Annotated in this window: 17 protein-coding genes; 2 read left to right on the top strand and 15 right to left on the bottom strand. The window is 39.6% G+C overall.

All coding sequences use genetic code 11. The annotated features are described in order from the left end of the window. Window positions 1-45: 45 nt before the first annotated feature. From AWM74_RS07595 to mutS, 7 genes are all read right to left on the bottom strand, one after another. Entirely contained in the window at window positions 46-3534 is a 3489-nt protein-coding gene (locus AWM74_RS07595) for a DNA polymerase III subunit alpha (protein ID WP_026465349.1), read from the bottom strand. A 42-nt stretch (window positions 3535-3576) separates the two neighbouring features. Next, entirely contained in the window at window positions 3577-4701 is a 1125-nt protein-coding gene (gene queA / locus AWM74_RS07590; protein WP_026465350.1) for a tRNA preQ1(34) S-adenosylmethionine ribosyltransferase-isomerase QueA, read from the bottom strand. Beyond that, window positions 4702-5718, bottom strand: coding sequence for a Holliday junction branch migration DNA helicase RuvB (gene ruvB, locus AWM74_RS07585; protein WP_420884314.1), 1017 nt, complete (start codon window positions 5716-5718; stop codon window positions 4702-4704). It abuts the gene before it with no gap. A gap of 72 nt (window positions 5719-5790) precedes the next feature. After that, window positions 5791-6423, bottom strand: a complete 633-nt coding sequence (ruvA, locus tag AWM74_RS07580; protein WP_060774351.1) for a Holliday junction branch migration protein RuvA — start codon at window positions 6421-6423, stop codon at window positions 5791-5793. A gap of 4 nt (window positions 6424-6427) precedes the next feature. Next, window positions 6428-6868: a peptide-methionine (R)-S-oxide reductase MsrB gene (gene msrB / locus AWM74_RS07575; RefSeq protein ID WP_026465353.1), complete on the bottom strand. Its 441-nt coding sequence runs from the start codon at window positions 6866-6868 to the stop codon at window positions 6428-6430. A 127-nt stretch (window positions 6869-6995) separates the two neighbouring features. Continuing rightward, a complete protein-coding gene (gene mutL / locus AWM74_RS07570; RefSeq protein WP_026465354.1) occupies window positions 6996-9059 on the bottom strand; it encodes a DNA mismatch repair endonuclease MutL in 2064 nt (687 codons plus the stop codon). A gap of 12 nt (window positions 9060-9071) precedes the next feature. Continuing rightward, entirely contained in the window at window positions 9072-11681 is a 2610-nt protein-coding gene (gene mutS, locus AWM74_RS07565) for a DNA mismatch repair protein MutS (protein ID WP_026465355.1), read from the bottom strand. A 295-nt stretch (window positions 11682-11976) separates the two neighbouring features. Between mutS and AWM74_RS07560 the strand changes: the two genes are divergently transcribed. Beyond that, the gene (locus AWM74_RS07560; protein WP_026465356.1) at window positions 11977-13524 is read left to right on the top strand and encodes an Nramp family divalent metal transporter; all 1548 of its coding nucleotides are present in this window, start codon (window positions 11977-11979) and stop codon (window positions 13522-13524) included. Between the two features lie 48 nt (window positions 13525-13572). Here the strand turns inward: AWM74_RS07560 and AWM74_RS07555 are convergent, their stop codons facing one another. The 4 genes from AWM74_RS07555 to AWM74_RS07540 form a co-directional block, all read right to left on the bottom strand. Next, window positions 13573-13899 (bottom strand): nucleotide pyrophosphohydrolase, encoded by a 327-nt coding sequence (locus AWM74_RS07555; protein ID WP_026465357.1) that lies wholly within the window; start codon window positions 13897-13899, stop codon window positions 13573-13575. After that, a complete protein-coding gene (locus tag AWM74_RS07550; protein ID WP_026465358.1) occupies window positions 13889-15583 on the bottom strand; it encodes a DUF2075 domain-containing protein in 1695 nt (564 codons plus the stop codon). Before AWM74_RS07550 ends, AWM74_RS07555 begins: the two co-directional genes overlap by 11 nt. Window positions 15584-15760: 177 nt before the next feature. After that, entirely contained in the window at window positions 15761-17230 is a 1470-nt protein-coding gene (locus AWM74_RS07545; protein WP_026465359.1) for a glycoside hydrolase family 1 protein, read from the bottom strand. A 24-nt stretch (window positions 17231-17254) separates the two neighbouring features. Continuing rightward, window positions 17255-19108, bottom strand: coding sequence for a glucose PTS transporter subunit IIA (locus AWM74_RS07540; RefSeq protein WP_026465360.1), 1854 nt, complete (start codon window positions 19106-19108; stop codon window positions 17255-17257). Between the two features lie 166 nt (window positions 19109-19274). Here AWM74_RS07540 and AWM74_RS07535 point away from each other — a divergent pair, with 166 nt between their 5' ends. Beyond that, window positions 19275-20033, top strand: a complete 759-nt coding sequence (locus AWM74_RS07535) for a MurR/RpiR family transcriptional regulator (protein ID WP_026465361.1) — start codon at window positions 19275-19277, stop codon at window positions 20031-20033. A 78-nt stretch (window positions 20034-20111) separates the two neighbouring features. Here AWM74_RS07535 and AWM74_RS07530 read toward each other — a convergent pair whose 3' ends face one another. From AWM74_RS07530 to rny, 4 genes are all read right to left on the bottom strand, one after another. Continuing rightward, complete coding sequence (locus AWM74_RS07530; protein WP_026465362.1) at window positions 20112-20561, bottom strand: hypothetical protein; 450 nt, start codon at window positions 20559-20561, stop codon at window positions 20112-20114. Window positions 20562-20570: 9 nt separating this feature from the next. Next, the gene (locus AWM74_RS07525; RefSeq protein ID WP_016897623.1) at window positions 20571-22127 is read right to left on the bottom strand and encodes a VWA-like domain-containing protein; all 1557 of its coding nucleotides are present in this window, start codon (window positions 22125-22127) and stop codon (window positions 20571-20573) included. 30 nt (window positions 22128-22157) lie between these two features. Next, window positions 22158-23357, bottom strand: coding sequence for an ATP-binding protein (locus AWM74_RS07520; RefSeq protein WP_026465363.1), 1200 nt, complete (start codon window positions 23355-23357; stop codon window positions 22158-22160). Between the two features lie 356 nt (window positions 23358-23713). After that, window positions 23714-25285 carry a ribonuclease Y gene (rny, locus tag AWM74_RS07515; RefSeq protein WP_026465364.1) on the bottom strand — a complete coding sequence of 524 codons (1572 nt, stop codon included), beginning with the start codon at window positions 25283-25285 and terminating at the stop codon, window positions 23714-23716. Window positions 25286-25404 lie beyond the last annotated feature (119 nt).

The following is a 25404-nucleotide window of genomic DNA, read 5'->3' as shown; positions in this document are numbered from 1 at the left end:
TCTTACGTTTTCTAATTTTGTGCAAAGATATACAAGTATTCTATGCTATTTAACAACCACATTTTCCTCGCCATAGAAAGCAATCAATTCTGTAACCGATTCATCCGTCACTTCAATCGCATACTTTTCAGACAACCAGTAGTTTTCTTGACTCGCCACAATCGTAAAATGAAGCCTGGTTTGCCCCGGATATTTGCCAACAACTTCTAGTAGTCCAGCTTTCAGCTCACTAGCCTTGGCCTTATCTTCAACGCGAATCCAACAAACTGGGGCTTGAGTGCTTTGTGCAAGCTGGTCTTTTTGTCCGCCAGCATGATCTGCTTGACCAGAACCGTCAACTTGTTTTTGACTCAAATTGTTTAAATAAGCTTTTGTATCTTCATCCAACATCCAAGCCTTAGTCAAGACGACTTGCAATTCATCATTGCGCTTTTGCGTCTTTCCGTAAACCAACAAGGCATTGCCCTGGTTTAAATGTTTGGCGAAAGTAATATAAGCTTCCGGGAATGCCGTCACAGAAATTTGCCCCGTTTGGTCCTCTAGTGTCACAAAGGCCATGGGTTGATTTTTCTTAGTAGTGATTCGTTTCACCGCCATAACCTCACCTATGAAAAAGGCTTTGTCATTTTCTTTGAGGTTTTCAATGTAATCAATAGTCCCTGTTTGATAAAAACTTTCATAGTCTTCAAAAAGGCTAATCGATAATGCTTGCCCCAGCGTTTCTATTTCATTTTCAATTAATTGGTGTTGGTCAAATTCATCGATTTCAACAATCTTGGGTGCGAACATGGCTGACAAGTCATCGTTCTCAAGTAGCGAGGTTTGGTGTTGATTGTTTGTTTTAAAGAGTTGCTCATGGGTAATCATCTTAGGGATAGCTTCCAATTGTAAGGTACGTCGGTTGTAGCCAAAGCTATCCAAAGCACCTGCTTGGGCTAATTTAACTAAGATGTCTTCTTTGAGGGCAAGCTTTCCAAGTCGGTGGATAAAGTCGGCAAAGTCCTTAAATGGTCCTTCCGCTTCCCGAGCTTGAATCATTTCTGCTACTGCCCGCTTAGGAATGCCTCGAATGTCCCCTAAGCCGAGTTGTAATTGGTGGTCGTCCACAACTGACAATCCATAAAATGACTTGTTGATATCTGGATTGACCACTTCAACCCCGTGGTTTTTCGCTTCTAGTACCAGGTTCTTCCCTTTTTTATCATATATCCTTGTATGTTTCAGGTTGCCATAATAAAAAGCAACTGGATAATTGGCCTTGATCCAAGCCAATTGGTAGGCCAAGTATGAGTAAGCAAAGGAATGCGACTTATTGAAACCATAGTTGGCGAAGGCTTCAATATAGTCATAGATTTGCACAGCGACACTTTCCTGGTAGCCATTTTCAATAGCCCCACTGATAAATTGTTTGCGGACTTTTTCAATGGTTTCATGTTTCTTTTTACCGATGGCACGACGCAAGATATCCGCTTCACCCAGACTAAATCCTGCAATTTTTTGGGTGACCTGCATTACTTGTTCCTGGTAGACCATAACGCCATATGTAGGGGCTAACATTGGTACTAAATCAGGGTGTGGGTAAGCAATAGCTTCACGTCCATGCTTTCTGGCCACAAAATGTGGAATTTGTTGGACTGGACCTGGTCGGTACAAGGCATTAACCGCAACCACATCTTCAATGGATGTTGGCGCTACTTGTTTCAAAACATTCTTAATACCGTCCGATTCAAATTGGAAGACGCCATTGGTATCTGCATGTTGGAAGATTTCATAAGTCTTTGGATCATCTAATGGAATATCCAAGGCTTTGACTGGTCGACTGGTTAATTTACCAACGGCCGCTAACCCGTCATGCAAAATAGTCAGGTTGGATAGGCTAAGAAAGTCGACCTTCAGTAGGCCCACTGCCTCAACATCCCCCATTGTATATTGGGTGTTTGGAATATGGGTAGATGAGGCTTGAAGCGGTGTATGCAAGGTTAGAGGTTGGTCCGCAATCACAACACCGGCTGCATGGGTGGAGACGTGGCGTGGTAACCCTTCTAGTTTACGGGCGGTATCAAACCACAATTGCCCGTGGTCTTCGTTTTCAATTAATTCCCGCAATTTCTGGGACTGGTCATGGACTGCTGTTAGTGTTTCAGCTGGTAAATTAGGGTTATTACCTACTGTATTAGCCCATTCTGACAAGGTCACTTGCGCTTTCCCAAAAACAGATCCCACATTTCGCAAGGCTTGCCGAGCACCAAATGTCCCAAAAGTTGCAATTTGTGCTACATGGTTGTCTCCGTATTTCCGGTAGACATAGTCGAGCACTTCTTGCCGTTTATTATCTGGGAAATCCAGGTCAATGTCCGGCATATTCTGCCGTTCTGGATTCAAGAACCGCTCAAATAGTAAGTCGTTTGCAATCGGGTCAACGTCTGTAATTTCTAAGACGTAAGCCACCAAGGCCCCGGCAGCCGACCCACGTCCTGGTCCCGTTTGAATATGGTGTTGGTGGGCGTAGTTCATCACGTCCCAAACGATTAAGAAATAATCGTCAAAGCCCATATCATGGATGACTGACAATTCATAAGCCAAGCGGTCGGTATAGGCATCTGTAATCTCCGCCACCCGCTTAACTAACCCTGCTTCCGCTAGGTCTTTTAGGTATTTTGGTGTATCCGTGTATTCACTTGGTAGCGGGTACTTGGGCAGTAAGGTTTCAACTTGAGGAAATACAATATCAATACCCTTTACCGCTGCCTCTAATCGGCTCAAGGATTCTTTATAAACTAAATCTTGATCATCTGGGGGTTGGTACATATTAGCCCATTGGTTTGGACTTCTAAGTGCATGGGACCCTTTCACTTGCTTCAACTCATCAATCCCTGTCATCGGCTTATTATTGTCAATGGCTTCAAGGACTTGTTGGGTGAAGAAGTCCTCTGGATTTGCATATTGAATGTGCGGCATAGCGACTAATGGAATCCCTGATTGTTCACTCAATTCGATGATGGCTTTTGCGTGGAATTGTTCATTCTCCAAAGCTGAAAGACCTAGGAATAATTGGTCATCTGAAAAATGGCGTCGCCACCAAAGTAGCTCTTTCTCTAACTGGTCGTAGTCTGCCTGACCGTCGCCTTGTTTCAAGTACCGCATATGGGGGCCGCTCATAGCAGAAAAAATCACAATGTAATCATCCGCGTGCATGGTGATTTCTTGGTAAATGGCCCGGCGGTTGGCTTCTGCTTGTAATTTTAAAGACGACGAAAGGGCCATCAGATGCTGATAGCCTTCGTAGTTTTTTGCGTAAACAACCAATTCTTCTTTGATATTGTCAATATTCAACTGGACGGTTAGCCCGATTAAAGGGGTGATGCCATTTTGCTCACAGGCACGGACGAATGCCAAGCTGCCTGACATGACATTAACATCGGCCAAGCCTAAATGGGTATAACCTGCAGTCGCCCCTGCTTGTACGTACGCTTCAACAGACATGGGACTAGTTAATAGGGAATAGGCTGAATTTACATGTAATGGCACAAACATCCGGTCACCTCCTCATTCATATGGTTTGTTTAAAATCACTATTTATTTGTCTTCATTAGTAAAAAACTGACTATTTCGTTGTTTCGCCGCTTCGATATCTTCTGCAGTAATCGCTGGATCAGCGTATTGGGGCCCTCGTAAGAACATGGCATCCCCAAAGGAGAAGAACCGGTATTTTTCTTCAACCGCATGCTGGTAAGCCGCAAGGACATGATCGCGTCCGGCAAAGGCTGAAACCAACATAATTAAAGTTGATTTAGGTAAGTGGAAGTTAGTAATAAAACCTTCAACCACGCTAAATTGATAGCCTGGTGCGATAAAAATATCGGTCCAACCAGAATCAGCTTGGACTTGCCCCTTGAATTTAGTGCCAATCGTTTCAAGGGTGCGGATAGATGTCGTCCCAACTGCAATCACCTTGTGTCCACCTTCTTGGGCACGTCGAATTTTAGTCGCATTTTCTTGGTCTAAGCGATAGAATTCTGAATGCATTTTGTGGGCATCGATATCATCCACAGATACCGGCCGGAAGGTCCCAAGCCCAACATGTAAAGTTAGGTAGGCAATTTCAACGCCCCGGTCTTTTAAGTCGGCCATAAATTCCTCTGTAAAATGAAGACCCGCTGTTGGCGCTGCCGCTGACCCATTTTCCTTGGCATAGACGGTTTGATACCGGTCAGGATTGTCTAGTTTCTCTTTGATATATGGCGGTAATGGCATTTCACCTAAAGCCTCAAGGACTTCTAAAAAGATGCCATTGTATTTGAATTCCACAATTCGGCCACCATGGTCAAGCACTTCAGTAATAACCGCCACTAATTGACCATCCCCAAAGACAATCTCAGTCCCCACACGAATACGACGAGCTGGTTTAACCAAGGTTTCCCATTTGTCGCCTTCCGTATTATTTAATAGTAAGACTTCGATATGTCCGCCCGTATCAGGGCGAATCCCGTGTAAACGCGCTGGTAATACTCGGGTATTATTCAATACCAAGACATCACCCGCTTCAAGTTCACTAGCTACATCTGGAAAATAGCCGTCCTGGAAATCCCCAGTTTGGGCGTCAAGTTTCAACAGTCTACTAGCTAGCCGGTCTTGAATGGGTACTTGGGCAATCAGTTCCTCTGGTAAGTCAAAATCAAAATCATTTGTCGTTAATGTCACTTAAAATTCCTCCGCATAGGGTATGCCTAAATGGTCGTAGGCCTTTGGTGTTGCTAGACGACCACGTGGCGTTCTTTGTAAGAACCCATTTTGAATTAAGAAGGGTTCATACATATCTTCTATTGTTGTCGTTTCCTCTGAGATATTCGCTGCTATGGTCGACAAACCAACCGGTCCCCCACCATAATAGCGAATAATCACATCGAGAATCTTTCGGTCCGTTTCATCTAAACCTGCCTGGTCAACTTTCAAAATAGATAAAGCCTTATCCGTGATAGGATCGTCAATTAAACCATCTTCGTGATAGACTTGGGCAAAATCACGGACCCTCTTTAATAATCGATTGGCGATACGAGGTGTCCCTCGTGACCGCATCCCGATTTCTTTCGCTGCTTGATCTTTAATTGGCACTTCAAATAAACGGGCTGTCCGTTCAACAATGGTCGCTAATTCATCCACTGTATAGTAGCGTAAATGTTGAACAATCCCAAACCGATGTCGTAGCGGTGAAGACAAAGCTCCTGGTCTAGTTGTTGCCCCAATTAGGGTAAAAGGTGGCAGCGGAAAATGCACAGGGTGCGCCCCTTCATCTTGTCCAACGATAATATCTACTTGGTAATCTTCCATAGCAGAATACAACATTTCTTCTACCACACGGGGTAAGCGATGAATTTCATCAATAAACAAAACATCTCCTGCTGACAGCTCATTCAACAAGACTAGTAAGTCTCCTGTTTTTTCAATGGCTGGTCCAGAAGTGGTTTGAATATTAACCCCCATTTCATTGGCGATAATATTAGCCAGGGTGGTTTTCCCTAAACCTGGTGGTCCATAAAGGAGGACATGGTCAAGGGCTTCATCACGATTTTCAGCGGCTTGTATATAAATCGCTAACTCTTCTTTTAATTCAGCTTGGCCGATATATTCCCGCAAAAACTTAGGCCGTAAGGATAATTCCTGGGCTTCATCTGCTTGTGCATGGGGTGAATGAATTTGGCCGTTGTGGACGATTTCCACATTTAAATCTTCCTGGTCAACATCTTCATGATGATCAAAATCCATGGCGACTGCCTCCTTTCTTTTCCTATATTACCGTTTTGTGATAAATTTCAAGGCGATGCGAATGGCTTCTGCTGTAGCGGTCACACCTGTGAAGTCAGCGTTTTTCACTACGCGATTGATTTCTCTTTGGCTGTAGCCAAGACTAGCCATGGCCTCTTCAAGTTCATGCATGAATGGTAGGTTGACTTGTTCTGGCCCTTGAATATCCAAGCTTTCTTGCTTGAATAGTGCAGAGGACGGAGACTCAGCTAAAACTTTTGGCAGTTTTTCTTTCAAATCCAGCACAATCTGGCCGGCTGTCTTTTTGCCAACACCTGGAAACTTCATTAAAAAGGCATTGTCTTCTGCCTGGATGGCTGCGACTAAACCGGCGTTATCGTCTAATGATAGGATGGATAAGGCGGATTTAGGGCCGATACCAGAAACAGAAATCAACTGCAGGAAGATAATCTTCTCTTCTTGTGATTTAAAGCCATATAAACGGATGTCATTCTCTGAAACAGATTGATACAACCAAATTTTCACTGGTTGGTCTTGCCCGATTTTGTCTGTAAAACGATAAGGATTGGCCATATAAATATAGTAGCCAATCCCCCCCCTTTCAAGTATGACAGCATCTGGGTAGACACTTTCAACCTGACCTATCATAAATTCGTACATGGTCTTACTTCACTAATTCTTTCAAGTCGCCGTAACCTTCTTTGTCCATATCTTCTAGCGATACGAAACGAAGTGAAGCTGAGTTGATGCAGTAACGCAAGCCACCTAATTCAGCTGGGCCATCGTTAAATACGTGACCTAAGTGGGTATCTGCGTCTTTTGAACGGACTTCAATACGTTTCATACCATATGAAGAGTCATCTAACTCTTCGATTTCATCTTCCAGAATTGGTTTTGAAAATGATGGCCAACCACAACCGGCATCAAATTTATCAGTAGATACAAATAATGGTTTACCGCTCACGATATCCACGTAAATACCTTGCTCGTAGAAGTCGTCATATTGACCAGTAAATGGGCGTTCAGTACCCGCGTTTTGTGTTACTTCATATTCTAATTCAGATAGTTCTTTCAAACGTTCTTCTTTATTGTAGTCTTTTGTCATAATGAAACTCCTTTTTTTTCGTTCAGTTGAGGTTGTGACATAAGAGTCACACCTCGCTTTTCGTTACTTATATTCTAGCACAATATCTTTCTATACACGAAAATCTAGATTACGACTTTCACACACCCTACAATTGAGGTGACTCGTGCGGATCTTGAATTCGCTTGAACATCCGCTCAATTTCATAATTTGAAAAATGGACCAGGACTGGTCGACCGTGCGGGCAGTTATAAGGATTTTTGGTATAAGCCAAGTCATGCAGCAACTGTTTCGCCTGCATGTCGTCTAAATAATGGTTGGCTTTAATCGACCGTTTACATGACATCATAATAGCTGTTGCTTCCCGGTAATTGCCTACCGTTGCTTTAGAATCTTCTAAAACTAAGGCAATCAAATCTTCCACAATTTTTTGGACATTCTTCTTGCCCATCCAAATTGGGTGCTGCTGTAACTGGAAGGCATTTGGACCAAAGGGTTCTAAATCAATCCCCATTTCCAACAATTTTGGCCGGATTTGGTCAATCTTTTGGGCCTCTGAATTTGAGAAATCGAAAACAATCGGTAATAGTAAACTCTGCATTGCCGTTCCAAATTCCACAATGGTATCCCGGTAGTATTCGTACTTAATCCGCTCCTGAGCCGCATGTTGGTCCACCAAATACATGCCCGTCTCATTTTCAGCCACCAAATAAGTCCCCTGCATTTGCCCCACATAAGTCAACTTGGGAAAGGACATATGCCGGTCTACGATAGCCTGGTCAAGCGCCCGAACTTGTTTAACCGTTTGCCAGACTGGTTTGTTGTGAGATTTTGGCAAGTTCACTTCTTGTTCCGTATCCAAATAAGCTACTGGCGCCTCATCTGAATGATCAGCCTCATTTTCAAGGTCTTCTGCTTGAACCACCTGAGCTTCATCCCGCAAGTAAGTCGGCACTTGGACAGATTGTTTGACCTCTTCATTAACATTTTCATCAAAAGCATTAGAGAAACCATTGCCTGAAAAAAGGCTATTGGCGTCTTGTTGGCCCTTGCTGCCATGATTACTTTGACTGGCCGAGAAGTCGAAACTGGCTTGCTCGCCAAGATAAGTAGTTGGCTGGCTTAGAGGGCGGTAGTTGTTTTGCCCAGAAGATGTTGAAGCAAATGAATCGCTGTTATTGACTGATTGGCCATCGTCCCCTTCACCGTCTGCATATACATCCGGAATTCGTTGTACAGGGGCTAAGGCATCAATAATGCCGGTTTTGATCATATCATAGAGGTCGTCTTCTTTAGAAATACGGACCTCTTGCTTGGTTGGATGCACGTTCACATCGATTAATTGCGGGTCAAGTTCAATATAAATGACTGCAATTGGGTAACGTCCCACCATTAATTTGGATCCATAACCCTTTAAAATGGCCTGGTTTAACTTATAGTTTTTGATAAAACGACCATTCACAAACAGGGACATATAAGACTTGCTGGCTCTAGTGACAGCTGGTAAGGACACGTATCCTGAAATGTGAAAGTCTAAGTTTTCGCCTTCAATAGCTACCATATCTTTGGCCTGTCTAAATCCGTAAATGGCCGCTAAGACTTCATTGACCCGGCCCTTACCATTTGTTGACAATAAGGTTTTCCCGTCATGGGTATAGTTAAAACGGATGTCTGGGTGTCCTAACGCTTCACGGTTAATAATGTCTGTAATATGGGCCAATTCTGTTTGTAAACTCTTCAAATATTTCAAACGAGCGGGCGTATTATAGAAAAGATTTTCTACCATTACCGATGTGCCTCGACGCAATGCAGATGTCTTCTGGTCTATAATACCGCCATCTTTTAAGTAAATTTCACTTGATGATTCCCCATCCGAAGTATTCATAGTTACTTCAGAAACAGAAGCGATAGAAGGCAAAGCTTCCCCTCTAAAACCAAGTGTTCGTATTCTGAACAGGTCATTTGAACTATATATTTTTGAAGTTGCATGCCGCTTAAAGGCCAATCCAACCTGGTCAGCGGCAATCCCTCTACCATTATCAATTACTTGAATCGACCGCAAACCAGCTTCCTTAATATGAATTGCAATCTCACTGGCGCCGGCATCTATCGCATTTTCTACAAGTTCCTTTACCACAGAGGCTGGTCGTTCAACCACTTCTCCCGCTGCAATTTGGTTGGCAACTTGAATAGGTAATTCTTGTATAGCCATTTACATCATCCTTTATAGCTGGCTCTTCAATTCTGCTAAGAAATTTAAGGCTTGAATCGGTGTTAAATTATAAATATCTTCAGACTTCAATTGTGCAATCACTTTTTGACTAGGTGTATCCACTGGCTTACTATCCGATGATTCTATAGGTGTTTCCTCGGCCACCATATCAAATAAGGACATCTGCTGGTCTTTATTCACTTCATTTAAATTATTATTTTCTAATTCCTGTAAAACTGCTTGGGCATTCTTCAACAATTCAACCGGCATACCAGCCAATTTAGCTACATGAATACCATATGATTTGTCTGTAGCACCATTAAATACCTTATGTAAAAAGACTAATTCACCATCTTCTTCACTAGCACCAACATGAATATTGGCTAAGCGAGGCAAACGCTCATCTAAGGCTGTCAGCTCATGATAATGAGTTGAGAAAAGGACTTTCGCATCGAAATGATCATGGATATAAATCAAGATGGCTTGTGCTAAAGCAATACCATCGTAAGTTGAGGTACCACGTCCCAACTCATCAAATAGTAATAAAGAATTATCCGTTGCATGTTGTAAAGCTTGGTTTGCTTCCATCATCTCCACCATGAAAGTCGATTGTCCTGCTAACAGGTCATCTGCTGCGCCAATTCGAGTAAAAATTTTATCGAAAATTGGTAAGCGGGCTTCTTTAGCTGGTACAAAACAGCCCATCTGCGCAAGGATAACAATCAACCCTAATTGTCGCATATAAGTGGATTTACCAGACATATTGGGTCCAGTAATCATTAAAATACTTGTTTCAGGATCCATCACAATATCATTAGGCACAAATTTATCTTGGCCAATAACCCCTTCCACTACTGGGTGTCTTGATTCTTTCAAGTACAAGTCACGTTTGTCGGTCATGAATTGTGGTTTCACGTATTGGTGGGTTTCTGAAATTTCCGCTAAGGACTGGAGCACATCAATAGTAGCTACTGTACTCGCAATCGCCTGCAAAGTCACTTGATGACGCTTCACTTCTTCACGTACTGCTTGGAAAAGTTGGTGTTCAAGTACTTGTGACTGTTCTTCCGCTTCAAGAATTCTTGCTTCCACTTCTTTTAGTTCAGGTGTAATGAACCGTTCTGCGTTGGTTAAGGTCTGCTTGCGGTCATAACGGCCTTCTTCAAGTAAATGCAGGTTGGCTTTTGTCACTTCGATATAGTAACCAAATACCTTATTATAGCCAACTTTAAGGGATTTAATGCCCGTTTTGGCCCGTTCATCCGCCTGCAATTGAGCAATCCACTGTTGCCCGTTACGCATGGCATCCCGGTATTCGTCTAATTGTGGGTTAAAGCCATCCGCAATGACATTCCCATCTTTTAAAGTCGCCGGTGCATCTTCCTTGATGGCCCCTGCAATCGTATCGGTTAATGCTGGTAAGGCTGTAATTTGCCCTTTGATATTGGCCCATACACTTTCATCTTCATTATCCGCTGCAATTTGGTCAACGGTGTCAATAATTCCTGGGACCCGACTTAGTGACTGGTTTAATTGTAGTAATTCTTTAGGGTTAACGTTCCCCATGGCTACTTTTGCCACTAACCGCTCTAAGTCATACACCCCGTGTAATAGGTCTTTAATTTCAAGACGTTGGAAATAATGTTCGATCAAATCTTCAATTTGGGATTGACGCCGTTCAATTGCCGGTAGGGAAATCAGTGGTCTATCCAACCAATTTTTTAGTAAACGAAAGCCCATAGCCGTTTCTGTTTTATTTAAGAAGGCTAACAAGGACCCTTGCCGTTTCTTGGTTCTAACTGATTCGGTTAATTCCAAATTACTTTTGGCATAGTAGTCCATGTGGAGGTAATGCGCTACTTCATAGTGGGTCGCCGCCTGCCAATGGTCTATTGCTTGGTGGGACATAGAATTTACATAAGTCAATAGTAATAAGAGGCCATTCAATTCCTGGTCATCAGGAATGTCGGCTAGGATTTGCTTGTAACTTTCTCTTGTTTTCGCCCTTGCTTCAGCTGTCAACTCAAAAGGTGATAAGGTGAAGGATTGTAGTTGTTGTAATTCTTCTACTTGGTCTTTTGGTACAGCTTGGGAAACAACCAATTCTTTTGATTGTAATTGGGCAAATTCTGTCAAAACAGCATTAAAGTCGTCAAGCGTAGTCACTTTTAACTCCCCAGTACCCACATCAGAAAAGGATAAAATGTATTGGCCATTAACGTAATCTAAGGCAGAAAGGTAGTTGTTTTCAACCATGCCAATGCTGTCATTCATATAGGTCCCTGGTGTCAAGACTTTAACAACACCACGTTTGACCATGCCTTTGGTTAATTTGGGGTCTTCCAATTGTTCAGCAATTGCCACCTTATGACCTTGGCTGACCAAGGTTTTAATATATTCGCTGGCTGAATGGTATGGAATCCCACACATAGGGATTGGATCTTCCGCATTTTTATTGCGCGAGGTTAAGGTAATTTCTAAAATTTGGGCCGCTTTTAAGGCATCGTCATTAAACATTTCATAAAAGTCACCTAGACGAAAGAACAAGAAGGCATCCGGATATTGGCCCTTCATTTCATTATATTGTTCCATCATTGGCGTTTGTTTGGTTTTTTGAGGCATCTTGAATTCACTCGCTTTATCTTTTTTACTTCACTTTTTACGTATAAGGTCGTGACAAAAAGGTCATCCCTTCACTTTTCCTAATCTCTGTTATTTTACCACATATCTGGCGACTTGTACGAGTATGGCCTTTGTCTATATAGGTGAAGAAAGTTTAGCTAGCCAAGCCATCCCCTAACCATTTGTGGTTTTCTTATGTATTTATTTTAGGTTACCCTTATTTTTATATTTACCTTTACCTTTTATAGGCGTATACTCTATTTGCAACAGAAATGTTCAAAGGAGACGGTAGCCCATGGCAGAAGAATCAAGTATAGAAAATAAAAGAAAAATCAGCGATCTTTCACTAAGTGAAATAAACGGAACAGTTGAAGTCCCAACCGGTAAAGGATTTTGGCGGACACTCTTAGCCTATTCCGGACCAGGTGCCCTAGTTGCCGTCGGTTATATGGATCCAGGCAACTGGTCAACTTCCATTACTGGTGGGCAAAATTTTCAATACATGCTGATGTCTGTGATTTTACTATCATCACTTGTGGCCATGCTACTCCAATATATGGCAGCCAAACTAGGGATTGTCACCCAAGAAGATTTGGCCCAAGCCATCCGCTTGCGGACCGGTAAAAAACTAGCTTTTATCTTATGGATCATTACTGAATTGGCGATTATGGCAACTGATATTGCAGAAGTTATTGGGGCAGCCATTGCCTTGTACCTCTTATTCAATATTCCCTTACTCATTGCTGTTATGATCACGGTCTTTGATGTCCTGCTCCTATTATTACTTGCCCACATCGGATTTCGGAAGATTGAAGCCATAGTCGTCTGTTTAATTTTTGTCATTCTATTCGTCTTTGTCTACCAAGTTGCGCTATCAAATCCAAGTTGGGCTGCTATTCTAAGTGGTTTTATACCTACTAATGATGTATTAGCAACCAGTCCCAGTATAAATGGTATGACACCCTTAGCTGGTTCATTAGGTATTATTGGCGCTACCGTTATGCCTCACAACTTATATCTACACTCAGCCATTTCACAAAGTCGGAAAATTGATTATAATAATCAAGATAAAATAGCTGCTGCCGTTCGTTTCACTATGTGGGATTCTAACATCCAGCTAGGTCTAGCATTTATCGTCAATGCCCTATTACTGGTTATGGGCGCTGCTGTTTTTAAAACGGGTGTCGTAGAAGACCCTTCATTTTTTGGTTTATACGAAGCATTATCCAACCCACAATTCATGGCTAATAGCGTCCTAGCTGACCTTGCTAGTAAGGGCGTACTCGCTACCCTATTTGCTGTCGCTTTACTGGCTTCGGGTCAAAATTCAACCATTACAGGGACTTTAACAGGGCAAGTAATCATGGAAGGCTTTATTGAAATGAAATTACCCCTTTGGGCAAGACGGTTAATCACCCGATTGATTGCGATTATCCCTGTTGTTGTAAGTGTAATGTATACTAGTCAAAAAGGAACCGTGGAAGAACATATTGCGCTAAATAATTTAATGAATAACTCCCAAGTTTTCTTAGCCCTCGCACTTCCTTTCTCTATCATCCCCTTATTGATGATTACTGATTCTGAAGCGGAAATGGGCAAGCGTTTCAAAAATACCGCTGTTGTCAGAATTTTAGGGTGGATCTCAGTAATTGGTTTGACCATCTTAAATATGCTTGGTTTACCTGATGAAATCCTAGCTTTCTTTGGTGAGCACCCGAGCACGCAACAGATCACTTTTGTTTACATATTGGTAGGCTTAACTATTATTTTTATTCTTGCACTACTTATTTGGACTATTACTTCCTTATACAAAGGGAATCAAGCAGTCAATAAAACAAATTAACTAATCAAAAATCGCGTCCCTATATTTAGATTAAGGGACGCGATTTTTTTATAATTCAGTATATTTATAATTATTGTTGCGACTTTTTTCAATAGGATATTTCTCATTATTTTTGATTAATTTACGTTCAATAATTTCATCAATATCAAAACCTAAATTGTCTGCTAACATATAAGCATAAATCAGCACATCCGCTATCTCATCCTTCAAATCATCTATGTTCTGTACACCCTCAGTAGCTGTTTTCCATTGAAAAATTTCCAGTAATTCAGCAGCTTCTAAACTTATTGAAAGTGCCAAATCCTTCTCATTATGAAATTGGCGCCAATTCCGCTCATCTCGAAATTGATTAATTTTTTCCATACTAGACGTCATATTTTCCTGCCTCCTCTTTAATTTCGTATAACTTACGTTTTAAGTTATCATTTACCGCATAAAGTGCGAGACCGTAAATGCCCCGTTTCATCAAGACATTAATAGAATTTAGAATGATTTGCTCCTTGGCCATCATTGCTTCCTGATAGGTTGAAAAACGATTCGCCCCACTATAACCACCCGTATCTTGATACTTACTTGGATCAATCACTAATTTTCCTGCTTCGAAATCATAATCTACTGACGGTCCAAGTACGATACCTACGTAGTTTAAATCAAAGCCTTGGACAGTGTAAATTGATCCTACCTCATTAATCGTTTCTGGTCGTTCTGACCAAGTTACCTTACTATTAGTGGTATTCCAAGGCAAATTAACTCCTGCTTGGTCAACAAGATAGACATCACCATTTTTCTTATGGGCATAATCGAATGTCGACACGATTCGCGATAAACCTTTTTCAGCATTTTTTTGATAGATATAGTCTTTAAAAGCTTCAGAATCATCAAAAATCTTAAATTCAAAACGCTCATCAGAAGGTGGCAAAGGTGATATCTTTTTCTCAACAAAATTATCAACCCAATTCAACACTTCTGGTGAAGCATTCATTCGAAATTGGTCAGTCAGTTTAAATTCATCAACATCATACTGACTAAGGATTGTTTTTAAATCATCTCTATCCCATTTGCTCTTCACCTTTAAGTACTGCTTTTCATCAAAAATAAGTACTGCTACTTTTGCTTTCTCCATAATAGCATCCAGTTGGTTATCACCATAAAAATTATTATAGGCATCTGGTTGTGTCAGTAGCAAATGCCCTTCATCAATCAACACTATATCCGCTTCATCAATTGATTGACTATTGATAAAAGGTGTTGGTTTATTGAAGTCTTTTTTCTTCAAATAAGGTAGTGATTCTGAAATTTGACGATAAGTTTTCAACATCTCCGTGTGGTTAACTAGTAAATAATTCCTTGTACCCGCTAATGCAGAATGATTTTGCCTTGCCTCTTCTTGTAGTGTATTAAATAAAGAGGATAAAATCACACTTTTACCCGTTCCCGCTTCCCCGTGAATCACATAAACTTTCTTCTGTATACTTTTTTGATTTTTAATGTCTTGTATCACCTTTTTACAATAGTGAAGGATATTTTCTTTTAAAGCTCGTTGCGGTTCAGATAAGGTTTTAAAAGGGGATAATTTATAAATATCACGATTTTTTAAATTATCCGTGGTTTCTTTGGCCAAGCCTTCCCGACGTAATGACTCCCATAGGTCCTCGAATAATTCATCGTCATATAAGGTTTTTTGATAATAATTATGCATCGATAGGTTAGCCGTTTGACTAACATTCTGTAGGGAGAATTGATTATCAGCAATAAAATAGTTAATCAAGTTCGTTTCAATATTAAAGGTTGCCGACTGATTAAAAGCTTGGTGGCCAATAAACAAAGCATCAGTAAGGTCTTTTCGCTGGCTATTTTTTAAATGATCTCGCATCCGGTTGTGAACATGAACAGTTTGCCCAATATAGGCTTTGGGTCGCGCTTTACTGGTCTTATTTTGATGCAAGATATAGACAATGGGGTAATCTTCTATGTATAAGGTGTGCATCTCCCGAATATCATCATATTGAAACTTTTTCCGCTCGAAAATAATTGGTTTTTGATTTTCCTGGTTGTCCATCTATTTTCCCTCACTCTTGGTATTCTTACCCTTCATATTGCGACAAAGATATTTAAAATGCAAGGTAAGACTGATGACCGAAAGAAAAAAGCTGACTACAGGTCACATACACTTAGCAGTGAGTCAGTCAGCTCTTATTACACTGTTTATGCAGGAATTAGACGTAAACTTTATCAACTACTGCCCTAATTTTTCACCATTAGAAGCAATCACATCTTTCATCCAATAATATGATTTCTTTGGTGTTCGGTCTAAGCTACCATTTCCTTTGTCATCCATATCCACATAGATAAAGCCATAACGTTTTTTCATTTCACCGGTAGATAGAGAAACTAAATCAATTGGTCCCCACATGGTATAGCCTAAGCAAGGGACTTTATCGATATTAATCGCATCAGCCATAGCGCTTAAATGATCATTTAAATAGGCAATACGATAGTCATCTTCAACATAATCATTTTCGTCCGGCTCATCAATTGCCCCCATACCATTTTCTACGATAAATAAAGGTTTTTGAATACGATCATAAATTGAATTCATACAATATCGTAGTCCTAATGGGTCTACAGGCCATCCCCAAGGTGTCGTTTCAAGATATGGATTAGGTGAGCCACCAACATTAAACCAATCATCACCTGCTTGAGTAGTGTTAGAACGATAATAAGAGAAGGAAATAAAATCTAATTGCCCACGGAATAGAATCTCCTTTTCCTCTTCAGTAATATCTAAATCTTCAAATCCATGACGCTGCCATAATTCTTCTGTATAACTTGGATAGTAGCCTCTACCCATAATATCAATAAAATACCAGTTTTCGCGTCTTTGTTGCATTTGGTGGAAAACGTCTTCAGGTTTACAAGTTGCAGCATAAAGTTCACTCATCGCATACATTGCGCCAAATTGGCTATTTGGCATCATTTTATGACCAATCTCTACAACCTTAGCCGAAGCAACAAACATATTATGCGCAGCTTGATAGCGGTCTTGACCACTTGATTTACGTACACCTGTCGGACCAAAACCACGCACAGCGTTAATTTCATTAAAGGTTAACCAATAACGACACCGGTCTCCATATCTTTCAAATAAGGTGGTAGACAATTTCACATAAGCATCAATAACTTTTTTTGATGCCCAACCATTATACTTCAAGGCCAAATCCATCGGTAATTCATCATGACAAATCGTAATTAATGGTTCCATTCCGTATTTAGCCATTTCATTGATAACATCATCATAGAATTTTAAACCTTCTTCATTAGGTTCACTCTCTTCTCCTGTTGGATAAATACGACTCCAACAAATAGAAAATCTAAATACGTTAAAGCCCATACCCGCCATTAAAGCGATATCCTCTTTATAGCGGTGGTAAAAATCGACTGCTTGGTGACTAGGATAATATGCCCCATCTTCAAAGACAGGATTTGCATCAACCGGTACCTCTTCAGCTAAGAAGAATGAACTCTTTGGTTTAATCTTTGTTCCATCCGGCAATACCATCGTATGGTGTCTTGGATTCTCTTGATTCCCATCCGTTTCATAATCATGACTTAAAATACCGCGTCCACCTTTACCATAGCCACCTTCAAATTGAAAATCTGCCGTTGCGCCACCCCATAGGAAATCTTCCGGTAGTTTTTTTGAAATTGTCATATTTTGATGCTTCCTTTCTTAATTTAAGCTTGTCCCGACTTTCACTTGTCCCTGATTATTTAATTGAATTTCATGATCAAAGTCATTGGTTAGAATTAACATAGTTGTTAGGTCATATCCTGCCGCAGTAATTTTTTCACGGTCTACCCGAACAATTGGTTCTCCTGCACGCACTTCCTCACCTTGTTCAACTAGTACATCAAACCCTTCACCTTTCAAATTCACAGTATCAATCCCAATATGAACCAGTAATTCAATACCTTCTTTGGTGGTAATGCCAAAAGCATGACCTGTTGGGAAAAGGGTTGTTAATTGACCATTTGCTGGCGCACAAATAAAGTCACTATCTAATTTAAAAGCTACGCCATCTCCTAGCATTTTTTTCGAAAAGGTTTCATCATTCACTTCTGTCAAAGGCAGCAAATCGCCTTCTGTAATCGCTACAATAGCATCATCCGGATAAAGTGCTTTAACTGGTTCTGCTAGGTCAACACTCTCTGTCTCATCGATCCCTAACATATAGGTTACAACTGCTGCAGTGACAATTGTTGCTACAATACCTATCACGATCGCCATCACTGTTTCTTGGAAAATAGGCAAGGCTAAAAGGTTGGAGTATCCCATAATATATACACGTGCACCTAATAAACTTGCAACCACACCACCAACAAAACCACCAGCCATTACCCCATACATCGGTTTACGATACTTTAAGTTAACCCCGTAAATAGCCGGCTCTGTAACACCTGCAACAATACAACCAATAGCTAATGAAATACATTCACTACGTAATTTAGCATTCTTTGTTCTAGCTGCGACACCAAGGTTGGCACCACCTTCTGCCATATTATGTAGTAAGAAAGCTGGACGAATAATTGCATCGTATCCCGGATTTACAAGTAATTGCGTCATAAACGGCGCAATTGCCGTATGCATTCCAGTCATTACCATCCAAGGTAGTGCTGCAGCAAGTAATCCAACTGCAATTGGTCCTATAGTGCCACTTAAAAACATAAATACTGATGCAATCACTTGACCAAGCATATTACCTAATGGACCAAGCACTACGAAAGCTAATCCACCAGCAATTAAAACAGTACCCATACCAACAAATACTGATTTAAAAATACCAGGTACAATTTTATTGAGGTATTTCTCTGCATAGTAAGCCACCACTGCAATTAATAAGGCCGGTAATAAAGAAGTACCATAACTTAATAGCGGAACATTAATACCAAATAAATTGACATTAGTAGCTGCTTCAGTCACTAAACCAGTATAATTGCCGTGCAAGAGAGCAGCTGCTGCAACAATAGAATAAACTGGTGTCCCTCCTAGTTTCGTTGCTGCCCCATAGGCCACGATCAACGGCATGAAGTAAAATGGTGCATCAGCAATCGCTGATAACAATTGATGAGAGGAGCTCTCAGCAAACTCAGGAGATAGGAAAGTAACGACTAGCAGCAACACCACTTTTAACATCCCACCTGCAATTAACCCAGGAATCAATGGCGTTACAGATGAAGAAATAAAACCAATGAGTCGGCCACCTGCATTTTTAAAACTTAAAGGTTCTTTGGTATTTGATAAATCATCTAAGTTTTCATCAATACTTTCCCCAGCTTTAACATGGTAGTTATTCACAATCTCTTCGTAGGTTGGTAGTAAATGTTGACCCAATATAACCATGTATTGGTCACCAGCATATACAACACCTAACACGCCTTCTAACCCTTCTAATACTTTCTTATCAGGTTTAGAATTATCCTTTAGATTAAAACGTAGTCGGGTCATGCAATGATTCACTACTTGAATGTTATCTTCTCCACCTACATTTGTAACAATATCTTTAGCTAATTTTTTATAGTCCATAATCATTGTCCTTTTCGTGATAATTTTGTTACGGAAACTTGATAATATTATCTTAATTAGATATTAATTTAAAATGAAAGCGTTGTCAATGAATTATCATATTTTTTTGACAAAATTGTCAAAGGAACTTAAAATAGGTTAGAGATTATATAGAGGAGCGGTCAGTATGACGATTATCGATAATATCCATCTACACCAAAAGGATTTCTCAAATTCAGAAGCTAAAGTAGCTACTTATATATTAGACAATCCACAGCATATTGAAACATTTACAATTACTAAATTAGCAAACCGTGCTGACACTTCAACTTCAGCAGTCTTACGTTTCTGTCAGACGTTAGGCTATAATGGCTACAAAGATTTCCGCTTTGAGTTTATTCATTATTTGAAAGGTAATCGTCAACTCGAGCCACAAGATGCACACTCGTTTATTGATCGTTATATCAATGAGTTTTCAAACACACTCATTGATTTTAAGTCGATTGATGAAACTGAATTAAATAAGTTGGTAGAGGCTTTACTAAACCATGAAATGAATTATATATTTGGTATGCACTTATCTTCAATTCCAGCTAGAGCTTTATCCCTTGGCTTATTAGATCTTGGTATAATGTCAATGTTTTCGGATAATTTCGTTACTGGCGGCCATTATGTCAACACTCTATCTGAGAATGCTACTTTAATATTTTTCTCAATAACGGGTAATAATACCAATGCAACGGCTTTTCTTGAAGCCATTCCAAGCGCATCTTTAGAAAACACTTTCTTGATTACCCTTAATCCCAGATCTGAATTAAAACGCTTTTTCAATCATACAATTGTCTTACCTGGTCGTACCACCTCTGCTAAGTCAATCGTCGACTTACAATCCTTACCAACAGTTTTTGTAGAAATTTTACTCAATCTAATTCATGAAAAACAATAATCACTTATTGATAAATACAGTTCTTTTAGCAATAAAAAAGGTCAGGAATTTTCGACACTTCTGACCTTTTTAGCTTGCTTATTCAAATTCTTTTAATAGTATTTCTTGGCGTTTCTTTAATTCGGGGATATCATTAGCTATTAATTTATCCCACATAGAAATTTGACTCCCAGTTCGACTGATCATCGATTCCTTTTTTTCATTAGTTAAGGCAGTCCGCTTTATTGTTTCATATCTAGTCCATGATTCTTCCAGAAATTGATCGTCCATCTCACTAGAAATACCGGTTTCTAACCTAAAGCGATTCCCTTTTTGCAGAAGATTTAACTGGTTCATCTGGCTAGGAAACATCTCTAAATAGCCATTCGCTACAATATAAGCAGCAACTTCTTCATCAATTTTCTTGAAATCAAATTGTAAGGGGATATTCAATTTTTCAAATGTGGCATATGGTATATCTTTCACCATAGCAGTATAGTCACCCATTTGGGCCTTAACTAAAGCTTTTTTGATTTTTATAGTATCCATATAACTCTCCTAAATATGATCACTTTGCTGGTGATTGATTGGCGCATTTTTATGATGGCGCAAGATATGGCGGTTATATCGTTCATCAGCTTTCAGGTATAAGACCTTACCTTCACCATCCGTAGATAAAGGAGATGGGTCGCCCACTTCAGTTTCTGTTAGAATCCAATACATATTCGTGAACCCATACCGTTCAAAATCATCATCTCCATAACCATCTGTAAAGTAGACTGCAACAGTATCTTCATTGGTAAAACCTTGGTCATGAAGCCATTGATAGGCCGGGGCAAAACTGGTGCCTCCTCGTCCAGCAAATTCCATATCTTTTAAAGATTGAAATGATAACTGTTTTGCATACTGGACAGTCGTATCCACATGGACTACCCATACTTCAGCGTGTAAAGTCTTTTGTATATTGGCTAACTCACCTAATGAATATGCCAAGGCTTCTTCATTCTGTGAAGCTGAGGTATCAAAGAATGCCACTAATCGACTAGCCGTATCTAAAACACGACCTGGTAAATCCACTCGATGTGGCTGTCGTCTATTCATACGATTTTTAGACAGTTTATAAGGGACTAAAGACGTACCCATGCCTCTTTTAATAACATCTCGCCAGTTTAATGCCCGTTGCTTAGTAATTTGATCGATGCTGACTTTCACTTCACTTGATAATTTTAATCGTAATTCTTCAGTCATTTGACTGTAAGAATCTTTAATTAAACCATTCATCAACTTCCGATATAAGTCCGCATGCTGACTATTAGGTGTAATAGGCTGCATGGTACGGTTATTTTTCATTTCCTCTTTTAATTGCTTGGCTGAATCAATTCGCAGTTCTTCTGCTTTATTTGGGTCAAAATTGCCTGCTAATTGACTATATAAATCATCCATTTGACCAGAACCTAACATTTTATTAAAGGTTGATTCCGTCCGGTTGTGCCCTTGTCTTTTCGGATCATTCTTTACTGCTTTTAATTCATTATAGTAATATAGCGTCCCAGCCTTTGGTAAGATAAGGCGATCTTCTGTAATATGCTTCACCCATTTTAAAGTTACTACGGTATCTGGTAAATCATCCACATATTGATTCACTTCAGCTTCCATCGCGACACTCATCACTTTAGCTGATTCTTCATCCTTAAAGGCCCAATCATATTCGACAATATGGCCAAATAAGACGTGATAACACATCTGTCTAATCGCCGCCAACATCCCAGCAGGTGTTTCATAGTAAAGGTAAAATAAAATAGGGTTAATTGTCATAACCAAGTCTAATCCGCGAAAGCCAATGGTAATTGGTTTGGCGAGTGACCCATTCATTTCTCGGTCTGTATGAAAAAGAATCCCAGCGAAAAGAACATCTCTTGCACCTTTTTGCGAATCTTGATGATTCATTAAACTAGCCGTCAGTATGCCCAACAGTTGATTTTGTGCATCACTAAATTTTTCATAGTCCTCATATTGGCCATGATTTAAAAAGGTAATATATGCAATTCTCATTTTCCGAAAAGTAGTTTCAATATTTTCAAACTCGAAGGCGGAAAATAATTCATTCTCAGACACTTAAACACCTACTTTCTTCCATACAATCTTTTACTCATTGGCATTGACGGCCATTGTAATATCAAAGGTTTTCTCAACAAAGTCATCATTTTGATTTAAAGCTTTATAAAATCGTGCTATTGCTGAATCAGCCGGTGCGTCATGCATCCGTTTAATCAAAATATAAATTTCATCAGGCTCTGAAACCACAAAGATATCTGTATAACGGCTAATTAGATCGCCATCTTCAATTAAATCTGATTGATGCACAATATAATCTGTTAAATCTTCTATGACGCGTTTACGGCGTACTATTGGCATAGCTTGATATCTATCTAAAATACTTTCGGGTAGATGAGATCCTGTTGCTTGCACAACTTCGGTTGGTTTAATAAAATCAGTTTGTTGTTGTCTCAAAAAAGTCACAAAGACTTGACCAGCCTCATCACCAATGTTTCCTTCAATACCCTCAATCAAGAATTCAAGATAATCATCTGCTAAATGATAAATATCATGTCCCGCATCCTCAAAGGCATATAATAAGTTGGATAGTCGTTCATATGCACGAGGTGTTGGATTCTTATCTCTCGTTTCATCAATTACAATAAAGTATTGGCGACCATCTGCTTGCAGAAATTCTGTAATCAATGGATGAATCATCGTACGATTTGGATTGTTAACTTGTATCTTTTTGGCAAAAGAACTAATCCAATCTTCTAAGTTAGCGCCCATTCTAATCCGCATCGTCCGGTCATTAATAGCCATATCACGAGCATTGGTTGCGTATGACGTATTTTCGAACCCTTCTACATCACTTGAAGGGTTTTCAGCCGTAATAATAACCACATTATCAGGTAAAGCTTGTCCCATCAAATTACGTTGTAGCACTAAGTTCATCAATTCTCCTTGCACCATAGCAATTGGTCGGTTAAATTCGTCCAAGAAAAGAATCACTTTACGGTCTGGATCCGCTTCTGCTGCTGTAATCGCTCCTTGAATTTGTGGATTTAGATAATATTTAATATGGTCTTCTTTTGGAACCGGCATAGTTAAATCACCTGGTTGCAGTAAAGAACAGGTAATTTCAAAGTAAGCAAAATCATTATTTTTAGCTAAATCTCGAATCATTTGCGATTTACCAATCCCACCATGCCCTACAATATTAGGAACAATATCTGTATCTTGGGCTAAAAGTAAATTCAATCCTTTGTACACAGCTGTATATGGTAACCCAGCTACTCTATCTGTCATAATCTATTCACACCTTCTGTATTGAATGTTCTTATTTATTATACGAGTTTCCCCTTGTTAAGCCATCTATTTTCATATACTTCTAACAAGGAATACATAATTGTATTTTGTCATATCTGTATTATATTTTTACTGCTATTCAATATTTTACCAATAAAAATATTGACATCATACCCATACTAAGGCATCAATCATTAAACTTGTCGTCTTAAGTTTGATGCCTTAGTAAACTCTTTATTATTCATAAATTTCTAAATTAGCCGTTTACATTACAATCATTTAACTTATAAAAACACATTTATCATACAAAAAATGGACCAACTAAAAAAGGAGCATTTGCATGCTCCTTTAGTAAACTATTTTGCGTAATCAACTGCTCGTTTTTCGCGTATCACGATTACTTTAATTTGTCCTGGGTAATCCAGTTCATTTTCAATGCGTTTTGAAATGTCATGTGCTAATTCAATTGCTTTTAAATCATCTACTTCATCTGGTTTAACCATTACACGGATTTCTCGTCCGGCTTGAATTGCGTATGCATTATGAACGCCGTCATAATTTTTGGCAATAGCTTCAAGGCTACGTAATCGTTGGATGTAGTTTTCTAATGATTCACTGCGGGCCCCTGGTCGTGCTGACGAAAGTGCATCGGCGATGGCAACTAAGCTAGCGATAACACTTGTTGCTTCAACGTCACCATGGTGGCTAGCAATGGCGTTAATAACAGTTTCAGGTTCTTGGTATTTGATAGCAAATTCCGTACCAATTTGTACGTGAGACCCTTCTACTTCATGATCAACGGCTTTACCGATATCATGCATTAGACCAGCGCGTTTAGCCAATTGTACGTCTTCACCAAGTTCTGCTGCCATTACACCAGCTAATTTAGCAACTTCAATACTGTGATTCAAAACATTTTGACCGTAACTTGTTCGGTAGTATAAGCGACCTAATGTTTTCACTAAGTCAGGGTGAAGAGAATGAATACCTAAATCAAAGATAGTTTCTTCACCGATTTCTCTTACTTTACTATCCATTTGTTTACGAGCTTTTTCAACTGCCTCTTCAATTTTGGCTGGATGGATTCGTCCATCTCCAATCAATTTATCTAAAGCGATTTTTGCAATTTCACGACGAATCGGATCAAATCCACTTAATACGACAGCTTCAGGTGTATCATCAACAATCAAGTCAATTCCGGTTAAGGATTCTAATGTCTTGATGTTTCGTCCTTCTTTACCAATGATACGACCTTTCATATCGTCATTTGGTAAGTGAACAACTGTAACTGTAGATTCTGTAACTGTATCCGCTCCAGAGCGTTCAATAGCTTGAAGTACAATTTGTTTTGCAACTCGATCTGCCGTGTCATTAGCTTCTTGCTCTGCCTTCTTAATTAATAAGGCTTTCTCATGGGCTAATGTATCTTCCATCTCTTTTAGTAATAAGTTTTTGGCATCTTCACGAGACATAGCTGCTACATTAACTAAAACTTCATTTCGTTTTTCAATTAATGCGTCTGCTGCTTTTTCAGTCTCAGCAACCTTTTTCTTACGGTCACGTAGAGATTGTTCTTCATTACTTAATTTATTTTCTTTGTCAGAAATAGATGCATCCCGTCTATCCAATTTTTCTTCTTTTTGGTTTAAACGGTCTTCTTGTTTCTTAACTTCACTACGGCGATCTCTAACTTCACTATCTACTTCATTTCTATACCGTTGCAATTCTTCTTTTGCGTTTAAGATAATTTCTTTCCGCTCAGATTCTGCGCTACGTTTAGCATTTTCAATGATTCCTTGTGCGGTTATGTGCGCTTCATCTTTTTCACGTTCTTGTTCTTGTAATAAAGACTTCTTCCCTACATAAACGCCACCCAATAGACCAACAATTAAAGCAATGATAGCGAAGGCAATTTCAGTAAATCCCATAGTTTCACCTCCGTATCTATTTAATTGTGTTCTTTTTTCGTAAATATTAAAATATTATAAAACATGCATTACATGCACATAAGTTCATTTTATATTTAAGTGGAATGAATGTCAATCAA

It is taken from the genome of Aerococcus urinaeequi (genome assembly GCF_001543205.1).
Lineage (GTDB): Bacteria > Bacillota > Bacilli > Lactobacillales > Aerococcaceae > Aerococcus > Aerococcus urinaeequi.
Note: the sequence above shows the minus strand (reverse complement) of the source record. Positions and strands in the feature narration are given on the sequence as shown.